Below are 11,998 nucleotides of genomic sequence, written 5' to 3'. Positions count from 1 at the left end.
ATTGCGCCGCTCTAGCCCGTGGGTTCTAATTCTGACCCACCGGTTTTATCTTCGCCATCCAAGGACGCTTGATCATGTACAGGAAGCTCGTACCGCTGGCGCTGCTGGCCACTATGGCCGGCTGCTCGGACACCACGGACACCAGCGAAACCCATTTCCAGAAAGCAGCGCAGGCCTACCTCGACACCCAGTACCCCCATTGTTTCGTGGTCACTTCTTTCCCCGCCAAGACCCAGGACTTCGATACCAACGGCACCAACAAGGCGCTGCATGCGCTGGCGCAAGTCGGCGTGGTCAGCGAGAAGGAAATCTCCCGCACCGAAGTGCCGGAACGCCTGTGGCAACCGGCACGCACCGACATCTACTACGCCTACGACCTTACCGCTGAAGGCCGCAAGTACTACAAGGCCGATGCGCAGAAGATGCTCAACGGCAGCACCCGCGGCGGGCTGTGTTTCGGCAAGGCGCAGGTCACTGCAATCGAGCGGTTTACCGAACCGGGTGAGGTGATGGGCCAGACGATTTCCAACGTCACCTATACCTACAAGATCACCGGCCTGCCGGCCTGGGCGGCTAACAACGAAGTGCAAACGAACATACGCCTGCTGGCTGAGGCCGTGGCCACCAACCAGACCCCGGCCAGGGAGACAAGGGCAATGGTGCTGACCAACAAGGGCTGGGTGCACGAGCGCCTGTTTGATAAATGAGGGTGCCTACCGGCCCTTTCGCGGGGCCGGCCCCGTCACAGCCACCAGGCCAGCACCAGCGGTAACCAGGCAAACGACAGCACTGTCGAGCACATCACCAGGTTGGCTACCTGCTCCGGCTCACGGTTGGCGCGCACTGCCATCAGGTAGTTGAACACCGCCACTGGCATGGCCGACTGCAGCATCAGCACCGCGCGCTCCATCTGCTCCAGCCCCAGCGCCATGCCCACTGCCCAACCCACCGCCGCCCCCAGCACGATGCGCAGGCCGCCCAGCACCAGGCCGCTGCCAATGTGCTGCGCGCGGATGCTCGCCAGCGATACACCCAGGGTCAGCAACATCAACGGGATCGACATGCCACCGAGCAGGTCTGCCGTGTTGGCCAGCCAGCGCGGCAGCTCGAAGTCCAGGAAGATGATCGGCATGGCCCCAGCCAGGCAGATGACGATGGGGTTGCGCAGCAGCGCCTTGAACGAGGCCGCCGTACCGGCGATGGCCATGCCGAGGGTGAACTGCACGATCGACAGGGTAAGGAAGAACGCTACCGCCAACGCCAGCCCATGCTCGCCGAAGGCGTACAGGCTGATGGGCAGGCCCATGTTGCCGGTATTGGGGAACATGAACGCCGGCATCAGCACGCGCCAGTGCTGGCCCGAGGCACGACACACCAGCCAGCCGCCCAACGCCATCGCCAGCGTGCACAGCAGGCAGGCGATTGCCATGCTGGTGAAGGCTGCCGGATCCAGCTCGGTGCGGCTGAGAGTCGACAGTACCAGCGAAGGGGTGCCCACCGTCATCACCATGCGGGCGACGAATGCCGTGGGGTAGTCCAGGCCCTTGCGGGCCCAGGCGTAGCCGATGCCGGCGACGATGAAGACCGGGGCCAGAACGGCGAACAGTGAAGCGAGCATGGGGTAGGCCTTCCTTGGAGCGTTTGGGCGACATTATGCCGCAGCCTTCAACATCGCGGGGTTGCTTTGCAGCCCTATCGCCGGCAAGCCGGCTCCCACAGGGACAGCAGTATGCTTGGGATCACGCTGTCGGGGTGGGAGCTGGCTTGCCAGCGATTGGGCTGCAAAGCAGCCCCACACAATGTCGGCTCCCGACACAAAGCCGAAGTATTCCGACCTGCGGCGTCCCGTCGCACTCTACACCCCCTTGGGCAAACCCCTCGAAGGCCGTAGAATCGCGCCTCCTTTTCGCCCGTCGCCTTGAACGGTGGCAACCGGCAGCAACGACAGAGTCCGTGCCTGACCACATGCCCGTCCATGTGAAATAGGCTCAACCGACCCCGCCCGGCCCAGCTCTTTGTGCGGCCAGCGGTTGAGTCTTGCCCAGGTCGCATCCAGCCCAGGCACACCCGTGCAGCCTTGCGGCCCTCATTGGGCCTGTTTGGCGTGCGCGTTCGAAAAGGCGCTCCCAACCGCCACTCCAACTTGAGGTTTGTATGTCTGCGCGTTTGCTGGCCATGGCGCTGGCGCCCCTGCTCGGGCTTTTCATCATTGCCCTGGGCAACGGTTTCATGTCTTCCCTGACGACCCTGCGCCTTGGCGCTGCCGGTGAATCGGCAACGATGATCGGTATCGTCTCGTCGAGCTACTTCCTGGGCCTGACCCTGGGCGCGATCTTCAACGACCGGCTGATCCTGCGCATCGGCCATATCCGCGCCTACTCCAGCTTCGCCGCGCTGATCGCCGCGACCATCCTGCTGCAGGGCCTTTTCTACGACACCACCTGGTGGTCGATCCTGCGCCTGATCAATGGCTGGGCTGCGGTCGGTGTGTTCCTGGTGATCGAGAGCTGGCTGCTGCTGGCGGGCGATGCGAAAATCCGCGGCCGATTGCTGGCGCTGTACATGATTGCCTTCTACGGCGCCGGGGTGATTGCCCAGGCCGGTTTGGGCGAAATCACTCACCTGGGTGACAGCGCTCCGTTCATGCTGGCAGGGATGCTCGCCGCGTTGTCGGTGCTGCCGATCGTGATCCTGCCACGTGTATCGCCGCTGCTGGACCAGGTCGAACCGTTGAAACCGCGCCAGTTGCTGGGTGTGGCGCCTTCCGGGCTGGTCGGCTGCTTCGGCTCGGGCGTGGCCATTGCCGGGATCTACGCCTTGCTGCCGCTGTACCTGCAGCGCATCGGCCTGGACGTGGGTGAAGTCGGCAACATGATGGCCTGGGTAATCCTCGGCGCCATGCTGCTGCAGTATCCGGTGGGGCGCTGGTCCGACCGCAAGGACCGCCAGGATGTGCTGATCGCGCTGGCGGCGCTGTGCGTGGTGCTGTCGCTGATCACCGTGTTCCTGCCGTCGCAGTCATCGTTGCTGCCGGTGATGCTGTTTTTGCTCGGTGGTGGGGTGTTCGCGCTGTACCCGGTTGCGGTCAGCCATGCGGCCGACCGGGCCCCGTCCGATGCACTGGTGCCGATGATCCAGGGCCTGCTGCTGATCAACTCGCTGGGTTCGGCCATGGCCCCGCTGGCGATTTCGCCGGCCATGACCGAGTTTGGCGAGGCCGGGCTGTTCTGGGCATTCGCCGTGGTCAACCTGGGCATGGTGTGCTTTTTCCTGTGGCGCCGGGGCAAACGCCCGGCGGCGGAGCACCCGGCACCGTTCACTGCCTCGACCACGTTCTCGCCGACCGGTGCCGAGTTGCGGGTGACCGAAGACCTCAAGCAGGCGGCGCAGGAGCACCCGCCGCTGGAGCCGGCAGAGGCTCAGGCCTCAGGCGTCAACGCGCACTGAACCCAGGGGGCTGGCGAGCAGCCCCTGATGGTGACCGCCCGTCGCCCCAAGGGCACCCCGCCATCACTGGCCAGCCAAACGAATGACAGATCATCCTGACAGGAGATTCGCCATGATCCGCATTCGTCCACTCCCCCTGCTCCTAACACTTGCCCTGGGCCTGGGCTCGGCCACCAGTTTCGCTGCTTCCGATGCCTCAAACACCAACACCGACGCTTACCCGAAAACCGACCAGCAAGGCGGCAAGACTGCCGGTGAGGGCAGCAGCGTCAACAGCCCCGGCAGCAGCCAGGACAACGACAGCGCCGACACCGGCGGCGATGCGGCCGATGGCGCCGCAGGCGGCTCCAACAGTACTGGCGAAGCAACGGGGTCTGGCGCCGGGCATACCGGTGGCACCGCCGAGGACCAGGACAGCCGTTGACGGCAGCCTGGGCTACACTGCGGCGAGTCGCCCTGCCAAGGAATCGTCATGAACCTCAAACCCTGGCTGTTCGCCGCGCTGCTGCCCGGCACTGTGCTGGCCGCGGGCAGCGGCTCCGGTGCGCTGTCGATCAGCTCAGCGTCTTTCACCGATGGCGGTGTCATCGCCCTGCAGCAGGTCGGGCCCGACCCGGCCTGCGGTGCGGGCGAGGAGCGTACCCCACAGTTGAGCTGGACGAACTTGCCTGCCGGCACGCGCTCGCTGGCCTTGGTGATGTTCGACCCGGACGGCGGCAAGGGTATCGGGGTGGTGCACTGGGTCGCTTACAACATCGACCCTGAACTGGGTAGCCTGGAAGAAGGCAAGTACGCCTTGACCACCAAGGGTGTGACCGTGGGCCGCAATTCGCGCGGCACCCTCACCTACCGTGGGCCGTGCCCGCCAGCCGGGGATAACCCGCACCACTATGCGTTGACACTCATAGCGACTGACATACCCATCGGCGTATTGCCCGAGGGGCTGGACCGCAATGGTCTGATGGAGTTGCTGCAAGGGCATGCCTTGGGTGCGCAGAGCCTGGTTGGCCGGTATGGACATTGAGGTTGAAGGCGCCGGTTTTTTCGCAGGCAAACCCGGAGGCCATCGTGCCCTCACCTGAAGCAGCCCTGCGCCTGAGCTGGCAGCAAAACGCCAATAGCTGGATCGAAGCCGTGCGTAGTGGCGCCATCGAAAGCCGCCGGCAAGTCACCGATCAAGCCATCCTGGTAGCGATACTGGGCCGCCAGCCTGAACGTGTTCTCGACCTGGGTTGTGGTGAGGGGTGGCTCCTGCGCGCCCTGGCCGAGCGCGGCATCGACGCCACCGGGGTGGATGGCGATGCGTCGCTGGTTGAGGCGGCCCGGGCAGCCGGCTCGCCACAGGTGCACCTGGCCAGCTACCGGCAACTGTGCGACGGCGCGGTGCCGATTGGCACAGGTTACGACTTGGTTTGCAGCAACTTCGCCTTGCTGCACCAGGACATCATCCCGCTGCTGGCGGCGGTCAACGCACTGCTGGCACCCGGCGGTGCGCTGGTGATCCAGACACTGCACCCTTGGAGTGAGGCGCACGGGGATTACCAGGATGGCTGGCGCGAGGAATCGTTTGCCGGCGTTGCCGGCAACTGGCGGCCGATGCCGTGGTACTTCCGCACCCTGGCCAGTTGGTTGAACGCGCTGGAAATGGCAGGTCTCAAGTTGGTGAGCCTGCAGGAGCCGCAACACCCACAGAGTACAGAACCGCAGTCATTGCTACTGGTGGCTGATCGGTTTGATTGACTGCGCACATAGCCCGGGGCAACCCCTTGGCCAAGGCGTGCACAGCGTAGCTGGCTCACATTCAGTAACTAAATACCGCGCATTCCAACATTTAATTTGTGGATGCGCGGGGCTGGCCCCTATGCTGTCCGTGCATCCCCTGCACGCACCGGCCGGTGTGGTCCAAGGCATGGGGAGAGAACAACAAGTCGAGATCGTTCATGTCGAATCACTCCTACTTCGCCCCCCACGGTGGGCACCCGGCTCAAACCGAGCTGCTGACTGACCGTGCAATGTTCACCGAAGCCTATGCCGTCATTCCCAAAGGCGTGATGCGTGACATCGTCACCAGCCACCTGCCGTTCTGGGACAAGATGCGCATGTGGGTCATCGCCCGCCCACTCACCGGCTTTGCCGAAACCTTCGCCCAGTACATCGTCGAAGTGGCCCCGGAAGGCGGCAGCGAGCGTCCTGAACTGGACCCCAATGCCGAAGCCGTCGTATTCGTCGTCGAAGGCGAAATCGACATCACCGTCGAAGGCAAGCACCACACCCTGGGCCAGGGCGGTTACGCATTCCTCGCCCCGGGCGCCGAGTGGAGCCTGCGCAACAACAGCAAGTCCAACGTCACCTTCCACTGGCTGCGCAAGCACTACCAGAAGGTTGAAGGCCTGGATATCCCTGAGTCGTTCGTTACCCACCGCGACAACGCCACCGTCATCGAAATGCCGGGTACCGAAGGCCGCTGGGTCACTACCCGCTTCGTCGACATGGCCGACATGCGCCACGACATGCACGTCAACATCGTGACCTTCCAGCCGGGCGGCGTGATTCCGTTCGCTGAAACCCACGTCATGGAACACGGCCTGTACGTGCTGGAAGGCAAGGCGGTCTATCGCTTGAACCAGGACTGGGTCGAAGTGGAAGCGGGCGACTTCATGTGGCTGCGTGCATTCTGCCCGCAAGCCTGCTACGCAGGCGGCCCAGGCAAGTTCAGCTACCTGCTGTACAAAGACGTGAACCGTCATGTGCACCTGACGCTGAACCCACAGCGTTAAGCCCTGAATGCTGTAGCAAAGCCCGCCACCTGGCGGGCTTTGTGTTTGCCACACATACTCAAGGGCCTACCCACTTCGCGGTGCACGCCATGAACCGCAGTACCTTGTTCGCCGCCCTGTTGGCCTGCGCCTGCGTGCAAGCCGCTGATGACTGGGACCTGGCTTACGACCGCGAAGGCATTCGCGTGTACCTGCGCGGCGTGACCGGCTCACCCTATCAACAGTTTCGCGGGGTCAGCACCATGCAGGCCAGCGTGCGCACCCTCACCGACCTGCAGGAAAATTTGCGCGTCGCCTGTAAATGGCTGTATGCCTGCGAGCAGATGCGCCTGCTGGAGGTCGCGGGCGACAGCACCTGGGTCTACCTGACCACCGACTTGCCATGGCCTACCCTGCCGCGCGACATCATCCTCAAAGTCACCAGCGAACGGCTCGACGACGGCACCCTGGTGCGCCACTTGAGTGCCGAGCCGAACAAACTGCCGGAGCAGCCGGGGCTGATCCGCGTACAGCACCTGAGTGGCGAGTGGGTCATGAAGCCGCTGGGCGAACGCACGACCGAGGTTACTTATCAGCTGCAGGCCGATCCGGCCGGGGATGTGCCAGGCTGGCTGGCCAACCGCTTCGTGGTGGATGCGCCGGTGGTAACGCTGCGAACCCTTCGGGCTGTGGCCGAGCGCCAGCCTTGAGGCAGCCTACTGGACTACCCCGCAAGCAACCCGTGCACCGCCGCCACCGAGCTTCTCGGGGTGGTCACTGTGGTTGTCGCCCCCTGCATGCACCATCAGCGCGTGCCCTTTGAAGTCCGAAGCCTTCAGGCGTGGCGCCAGTACCGGGTAATTGGCCTTGCCATCTGCGCCCACATACAGCGCCGGCAGGTCACCGCGATGACCGCTGTCGTCGTAAGGGCCCTTGTGTGCATTGGTCGAGTCCGGATCCCAGTGGCCGCCCGCTGCACCTGCAGGCACAGGTTTGCCATTTTCCTCGGCAGGTGCGCAAGAAGGTTTCTGGTGCAGGTGGAAGCCGTGCACACCCGGTGGCAAGTCTTTGAGGTCCGGGGTGAGCACGGCGCCGTACTTGCTCTGCTCGATGCTGACGGTGCCGATCACTTTGCCCGGGCCGTCCGGGGCGGCCAGCTTCAGTTCCACGGTCTGCGCTGCCTGGGCGAGGCCGGCCGAGGCCAGCAAGGCGCTGAATACCAGTGCTTTCATGTTGTATCTCCATGGTTTGAGGTGAGCGGGTGTCATACCCACATAACAGGTGTGACTGCACAGGTTTGCAGGCATTCCATCCAGCCACAGAATGAAATATTTCCTACCGGAACCCGTCGGCGTATCCCTCAAGGCCGAAATAAGCGTTTTTACCAACCCGCCAGCCACGCTAACCTGTGGCTGTACCCGGCCCTGGATCCCGCCCATGCTTCACCTTCTGCTGACCACGCTGGTTCCCATCATCCTGCTGATCGCCCTGGGCACATTGCTGCGTGTACGCGGTTTTCTTGCTGAAACCTTCTGGCCAGGTGCCGAACGCCTGAGCTACTACGTGCTGCTGCCATCGCTGTTCCTTCATGGCCTGGCCACCGCCAACCTCGACGGTGTGCCGGTGCTTGGCATGGTCGGCGTGCTGATGCTCTCAACCTTGCTCGGCGCCGCGCTGCTGGTGCTGTATCAAGGTGCAGTGAATCACGATGGCGCAGACTTCACCTCGGTGTTCCAGGGTGGAGTGCGGTTCAACAACTATATTGGCGCCACCCTGGCCGCCGGGCTCTACGGTAGTGCAGGCATCGCCCTGGCTGCGGTGGCCAATGCCGCAATCGTGCCCCTGGTGAATCTGCTTTGCGTGCTGGTGTTCGCCCGCTTCAGCGCTCGCCACAGCTCCCCGGCCACCGTGCTGCGGGCGATTTTCGCCAACCCGCTGATCGTGGGGTGCGCTGGCGGGCTGCTGCTGCGCGTCACCGGGCTGGGGCTACCCGCTGGCATCGAGCCAACAGTCAAGGCACTGGGTCAGGCCGCCCTGCCCCTGGGCCTTTTGTGTGTCGGCGCAGCACTGGGCGGCGCCAGCGTCGGCCAGCAGGTACGCCCCCTGCTGGCGGCCTCGACGTTCAAGTTTCTGGTCATGCCACTGACCACTTGGGGCCTGTGCCGCCTGCTCGGCCTTAGCGGCCAGGCGGCAGTGGTGGCGGTGCTGTTCCAGGCATTGCCTACAGCATCGTCGTCCTATGTCATGGCGCGGCAAATGGGCGGCAACGCACCGTTGATGGCGACCATCATTGCCTTGCAGACCGTGGCCGCTGCGGTGACCCTACCCTTGATGTTAATGCTTTCGCTCAACTGAATACGCTTGGCTAGACTGAGGATCAGCACACACTTCGGGACCTGGACCATGCGCCTATTTTGGATGGTGATCGGCTTCACCTCGGCCCTGCTTGCAGGCCCATTGAATGCCGCCGACACTGCCAAGGCCATTGTTGCAGAGGACAAGGCCGAGGTACTTGAAGAGAAGGTGGCCGACGATGCGCCACCGCCGAAAAAAACCGAAACCCTGACGCCCAGTGAAGTCAAGGCAGTCGACCCGGCAGGCCAGGCGCCGCTGGACGACAGCATCACCTGCCTGGCACGCACGATCTACTGGGAAGCCAAAGGTGCCGATCAAAAAGACATGAGCGCTGTGGCCAGCGTGGTGCTCAACCGCCTCGGCAAGGACGGTTTCCCCGACACCATCTGTGGTGTGGTCAAGCAAGGGGTTGAAAGCAAGTCTTGCCAGTTCTCCTGGTGGTGTGACGGGCGTTCCGACCAGGTAGAGGAGCCGCAGCGCTATGACATCGCCAAGGAAATCGCGCGCAAGGCGCTCAACCAGCAGCTAAAAGACACCACCGGTGGCGCGCTTTACTTTCATGACCGCACAGTGCGCCCCGACTGGGCCAAAGCCTACCGCAGGACCGCCCAGACAAGGCTCTTTCTGTTCTACAAACCCAACCCGGCGCTGGCGCGCTGAGCCGGTGACTGTTGCACAGCCCCTAACACCGACGAACGTTTACTCACGGCGTGCAGTCGAACTTAAGCCCCGGCATTGATTGGCAACTCATCGCACTTTTCCGGCAGCACGCGGTCTACCACCTCTTTTGTCGCCTGCAAGCCATTGCTGGTGTTTTCATTGCTTTGCACGACACCGGGCCAAAAGCCTTGGGCTTGTGTAGGATGAGCAGCGCATACCAAGACGCTGCCAGTCACAGGGAGATCCACATGCGCGTCCTGTCATCCGTTGCCGCCTTGTCGTTAAGCCTGGCCGTTTCGACTTCGAGCCTGGCTGCCAACGGCGAAGAGGCGCAACTGATCGATTCGATCAATGCCTACCGCAGCCAGGCCCAACCCTGCGGCGATGAAGCATCGCTTGAGCTGCCGCCGCTCAACAGCGACACCCGCTTGGCGCTGTCGCCCGAAGGTACACGCGACCTCCAGCAGGCCATGACCCGCGCGGCCTACCCCATGGTCAACGTACAGGCGATCAGCCTGTCCGGCCCACGCGACGCCCGAGCCGCCATGCATGCGATCCAGGAAAGCTTCTGCCAGGTGGTGCTCGACCCGCAGTTCGTCGACATTGGCGTCAGCCAGGAAGGCCGCGACTGGCGCATCGTACTGGCGCGCCCATTGCTCAGCGGGCGCCTGGGCGACTGGCAGGCTGAGGGGCAAAATGTGCTGCAGGCGATCAACGCTGCGCGCAAGGCACCGCGACAATGCGGCGGCCAACCCTTCGCCGCAGCACCCGCGCTTGGCTGGAGCACCGCGCTGGCGGGGGTGGCGGCCAACCATACACGGGCCATGGCCAACCAAAATTTCTTCGACCACATCGACCACGACGGCCGCACCCCGGGTGACCGTGCCGAACTGGCCGGCTACCTGTACCAGCAGATTGGCGAGAACATCGCAGCCGGGCGTGACTCGGCACAAAAGGTGGTAGATGGCTGGTTGGCCAGCCCTGGGCATTGCGCAACCTTGATGAACCCAGACTTCCGCGAAATGGGGGCTGCCTATGCAGTGGACCCCAAGAGTGATGCGGGCATCTATTGGACAGGGTTGTTCGGCACGCCGCAGTGAGCCCCCTTGCGCAGCGCCTGCGCGGTGCAACCAAAGCGCTGTCGTACGCGCCTGCCCAGGTAACTGGCATCTGCAAACCCTACCTCCTCGGCAATCTGCGCCAGGCCATGGCTGGAGTTGCACAGCCGCCAGCGGGCCTGTTGCAGGCGCATTTCCAGCCACCAGGCCTTGGCGCTCATACCATGGCTGGCCTGGAACTGGCGGTCCAGTTGCCGTCGGCTGATAGCCAGCTCTGCCGCCAATCGCTCGATGGACAGGCGCGCCCCCATGTGGTGGCGCATCAACGCCAGCGCGCGCTGCACCTGGCGCCCCTGCCCTGCGCCGGCCTCCAGCGAGCGCAGGGCATGGCGGCTGTCACGGGACTCATCCACCAACATGTCGGCCAACCCCTTGAGCGCGCGAGCGCGGCCACAGGCATCTGACAGCAGCGCCACCGCCAGGTCGATGGCTGCCGTGCCACCAGCGCATGTAATTCGGGCCCTATCAATGCTGTAAAGCTGCTCGCGCAGTACCTTAAGGTGCGGGAACATTGCCCGGAACTCGGTTTCGTGACGCCAGTGCACAACCACCCTGTGCCCCTCCAGCAAACCACAGGCCGCCAGCAGGAAAACCGCGTTGTCGATGGCGACCAGTTTCACACCAGCTTTGGCCGCGCGCCTGAGCAGGCTTTTATAGCGAGGAGCCAACCCGGCAGTGGCCTGCGCGTTGCGGCTGCCGAACAGCACCAGGTAATCGAAACCCTCCAGCGCCAGCGAATCGGTAATCGCCTCCACCTGCACCACCGCGCCGCTGCTGGAAACCACAGGCTCCCCGGTCAGCCCGCCGAGTGTCCAGCTGCAGTAGCGCTGGCGGCTGTAGTTTTCGTCATCGGCGCTGAAACGCAGCTTGTCGAGAAATGCGCCGAAGGGCAGCAACGCGAAATCCGGCAAGGGCAGGATCAGCAGGCGAATATCGGGGACCATGCAAGGATGTCCAGAAAGTACCTTCGAATGTCCAGATAATACCCTGCCCCAACCACGCCGTCGCTTAGACTGGAAACCTGAACACTGATCGAAAAAGGCGCGTTATATGGCTCTGGATATCTGGCTCATTTACCTGCTGGCAAGCATCGGCCTGTCGCTGACCCCTGGGCCGAACAGCTTGCTGGCACTGACCCATGGCGCGCTGTATGGCGCTCACCGCACCTTGTTCACCATCGTTGGCGGCGTGTTCGGCTTCAGTGCGCTGATCGGCCTGGCCATGTTCGGCCTGACGGCCCTGCTGCAAACGTCAGCGGCATTGCTGACGGTATTGAAGTGGGTGGGCGGCGCCTACCTGGTGTGGTTGGGCATTGCGCTCTGGCGCAGCCCGCCCTTGCACCTTGAGATGAACACGCGCGCCGTGCAGTCGAGCAATGCCGGCCTGTTCCGCCAGGGCCTGCTGTCGGCCATGGCCAACCCCAAGGTGCTGCTGTTCTATGGCGCATTCCTGCCGCAGTTCATCGACCCCCAGAGCGGCTTGCTCATGCAGTTTCTGATCATGGCAGCCACCTTCGCCAGCGTGGAGTTCGTGGTTGAATACCTGCTGGCGCGGTTGGCGTTCCGTATCAGGCCTTGGCTGGCCAGAGGTGGCAAGGGTTTCAATCGGTGCTGTGGGGGGTTGTTCGCGTTGATCGGGGTGGCGCTACCGCTCGGCCGCTAG

The 11,998-nt window shown here is 63.6% G+C and carries 15 protein-coding genes; 11 read left to right on the top strand and 4 right to left on the bottom strand.

Annotated elements, in window-relative coordinates:
- The first annotated feature begins 74 nt into the window (after positions 1-74).
- The gene (locus tag ACW4TB_RS04710; protein WP_012314353.1) at positions 75-707 is read left to right on the top strand and encodes a hypothetical protein; all 633 of its coding nucleotides are present in this window, start codon (positions 75-77) and stop codon (positions 705-707) included.
- A 35-nt stretch (positions 708-742) separates the two neighbouring features.
- Here ACW4TB_RS04710 and ACW4TB_RS04705 read toward each other — a convergent pair whose 3' ends face one another.
- Complete coding sequence (locus ACW4TB_RS04705) at positions 743-1,618, bottom strand: AEC family transporter (RefSeq protein WP_279933185.1); 876 nt, start codon at positions 1,616-1,618, stop codon at positions 743-745.
- A 536-nt stretch (positions 1,619-2,154) separates the two neighbouring features.
- Here ACW4TB_RS04705 and ACW4TB_RS04700 point away from each other — a divergent pair.
- From ACW4TB_RS04700 to ACW4TB_RS04675, 6 genes are all read left to right on the top strand, one after another.
- Positions 2,155-3,447 (top strand): MFS transporter, encoded by a 1,293-nt coding sequence (locus tag ACW4TB_RS04700; RefSeq protein ID WP_012314351.1) that lies wholly within the window; start codon positions 2,155-2,157, stop codon positions 3,445-3,447.
- Positions 3,448-3,559: 112 nt separating this feature from the next.
- Positions 3,560-3,871, top strand: coding sequence for a hypothetical protein (locus tag ACW4TB_RS04695; protein WP_279933183.1), 312 nt, complete (start codon positions 3,560-3,562; stop codon positions 3,869-3,871).
- A gap of 48 nt (positions 3,872-3,919) precedes the next feature.
- Entirely contained in the window at positions 3,920-4,471 is a 552-nt protein-coding gene (locus tag ACW4TB_RS04690) for a YbhB/YbcL family Raf kinase inhibitor-like protein (RefSeq protein WP_254467778.1), read from the top strand.
- 44 nt (positions 4,472-4,515) lie between these two features.
- Entirely contained in the window at positions 4,516-5,187 is a 672-nt protein-coding gene (locus tag ACW4TB_RS04685; protein WP_012314348.1) for a class I SAM-dependent methyltransferase, read from the top strand.
- 200 nt (positions 5,188-5,387) lie between these two features.
- Positions 5,388-6,224, top strand: a complete 837-nt coding sequence (locus ACW4TB_RS04680) for a bifunctional allantoicase/(S)-ureidoglycine aminohydrolase (RefSeq protein WP_012314347.1) — start codon at positions 5,388-5,390, stop codon at positions 6,222-6,224.
- Between the two features lie 89 nt (positions 6,225-6,313).
- Positions 6,314-6,913 (top strand): START domain-containing protein, encoded by a 600-nt coding sequence (locus ACW4TB_RS04675; protein WP_279933180.1) that lies wholly within the window; start codon positions 6,314-6,316, stop codon positions 6,911-6,913.
- 6 nt (positions 6,914-6,919) lie between these two features.
- Here ACW4TB_RS04675 and sodC read toward each other — a convergent pair whose 3' ends face one another.
- Positions 6,920-7,435: a superoxide dismutase family protein gene (gene sodC, locus ACW4TB_RS04670; RefSeq protein WP_012314345.1), complete on the bottom strand. Its 516-nt coding sequence runs from the start codon at positions 7,433-7,435 to the stop codon at positions 6,920-6,922.
- Positions 7,436-7,640: 205 nt separating this feature from the next.
- Here sodC and ACW4TB_RS04665 point away from each other — a divergent pair, with 205 nt between their 5' ends.
- A complete protein-coding gene (locus tag ACW4TB_RS04665) occupies positions 7,641-8,558 on the top strand; it encodes an AEC family transporter (RefSeq protein WP_012314344.1) in 918 nt (305 codons plus the stop codon).
- A gap of 48 nt (positions 8,559-8,606) precedes the next feature.
- A complete protein-coding gene (locus ACW4TB_RS04660; protein WP_254467776.1) occupies positions 8,607-9,218 on the top strand; it encodes a cell wall hydrolase in 612 nt (203 codons plus the stop codon).
- 62 nt (positions 9,219-9,280) lie between these two features.
- On the opposite strand, the gene ACW4TB_RS04655 is transcribed toward ACW4TB_RS04660, so the two are convergent.
- Positions 9,281-9,454 (bottom strand): hypothetical protein, encoded by a 174-nt coding sequence (locus ACW4TB_RS04655; RefSeq protein WP_190273323.1) that lies wholly within the window; start codon positions 9,452-9,454, stop codon positions 9,281-9,283.
- 12 nt (positions 9,455-9,466) lie between these two features.
- Between ACW4TB_RS04655 and ACW4TB_RS04650 the strand changes: the two genes are divergently transcribed.
- Positions 9,467-10,318: a CAP domain-containing protein gene (locus tag ACW4TB_RS04650; RefSeq protein ID WP_012314342.1), complete on the top strand. Its 852-nt coding sequence runs from the start codon at positions 9,467-9,469 to the stop codon at positions 10,316-10,318.
- On the opposite strand, the gene ACW4TB_RS04645 is transcribed toward ACW4TB_RS04650, so the two are convergent.
- Complete coding sequence (locus ACW4TB_RS04645; RefSeq protein WP_279933175.1) at positions 10,285-11,280, bottom strand: GlxA family transcriptional regulator; 996 nt, start codon at positions 11,278-11,280, stop codon at positions 10,285-10,287. The genes ACW4TB_RS04650 and ACW4TB_RS04645 overlap by 34 nt on opposite strands.
- 106 nt (positions 11,281-11,386) lie before the next feature.
- Between ACW4TB_RS04645 and ACW4TB_RS04640 the strand changes: the two genes are divergently transcribed.
- Entirely contained in the window at positions 11,387-11,998 is a 612-nt protein-coding gene (locus tag ACW4TB_RS04640) for a LysE family translocator (RefSeq protein WP_279933171.1), read from the top strand.

Source organism: Lelliottia jeotgali (assembly GCF_977070485.1).
This window is presented reverse-complemented; position numbering and strand designations above follow the sequence as displayed.

Bases quoted from the DNA above. Each gene is read 5' to 3' on its own strand.
- ACW4TB_RS04710 (WP_012314353.1), top strand. From the start codon at position 75: ATGTACAGGAAGCTCGTACCGCTGGCGCTGCTGGCCACTATGGCCGGC.
- ACW4TB_RS04705 (WP_279933185.1), bottom strand. From the start codon at position 1,618: ATGCTCGCTTCACTGTTCGCCGTTCTGGCCCCGGTCTTCATCGTCGCC.
- ACW4TB_RS04700 (WP_012314351.1), top strand. From the start codon at position 2,155: ATGTCTGCGCGTTTGCTGGCCATGGCGCTGGCGCCCCTGCTCGGGCTT.
- ACW4TB_RS04695 (WP_279933183.1), top strand. From the start codon at position 3,560: ATGATCCGCATTCGTCCACTCCCCCTGCTCCTAACACTTGCCCTGGGC.
- ACW4TB_RS04690 (WP_254467778.1), top strand. From the start codon at position 3,920: ATGAACCTCAAACCCTGGCTGTTCGCCGCGCTGCTGCCCGGCACTGTG.
- ACW4TB_RS04680 (WP_012314347.1), top strand. From the start codon at position 5,388: ATGTCGAATCACTCCTACTTCGCCCCCCACGGTGGGCACCCGGCTCAA.
- ACW4TB_RS04675 (WP_279933180.1), top strand. From the start codon at position 6,314: ATGAACCGCAGTACCTTGTTCGCCGCCCTGTTGGCCTGCGCCTGCGTG.
- sodC (WP_012314345.1), bottom strand. From the start codon at position 7,435: ATGAAAGCACTGGTATTCAGCGCCTTGCTGGCCTCGGCCGGCCTCGCC.
- ACW4TB_RS04665 (WP_012314344.1), top strand. From the start codon at position 7,641: ATGCTTCACCTTCTGCTGACCACGCTGGTTCCCATCATCCTGCTGATC.
- ACW4TB_RS04660 (WP_254467776.1), top strand. From the start codon at position 8,607: ATGCGCCTATTTTGGATGGTGATCGGCTTCACCTCGGCCCTGCTTGCA.
- ACW4TB_RS04650 (WP_012314342.1), top strand. From the start codon at position 9,467: ATGCGCGTCCTGTCATCCGTTGCCGCCTTGTCGTTAAGCCTGGCCGTT.
- ACW4TB_RS04645 (WP_279933175.1), bottom strand. From the start codon at position 11,280: ATGGTCCCCGATATTCGCCTGCTGATCCTGCCCTTGCCGGATTTCGCG.
- ACW4TB_RS04640 (WP_279933171.1), top strand. From the start codon at position 11,387: ATGGCTCTGGATATCTGGCTCATTTACCTGCTGGCAAGCATCGGCCTG.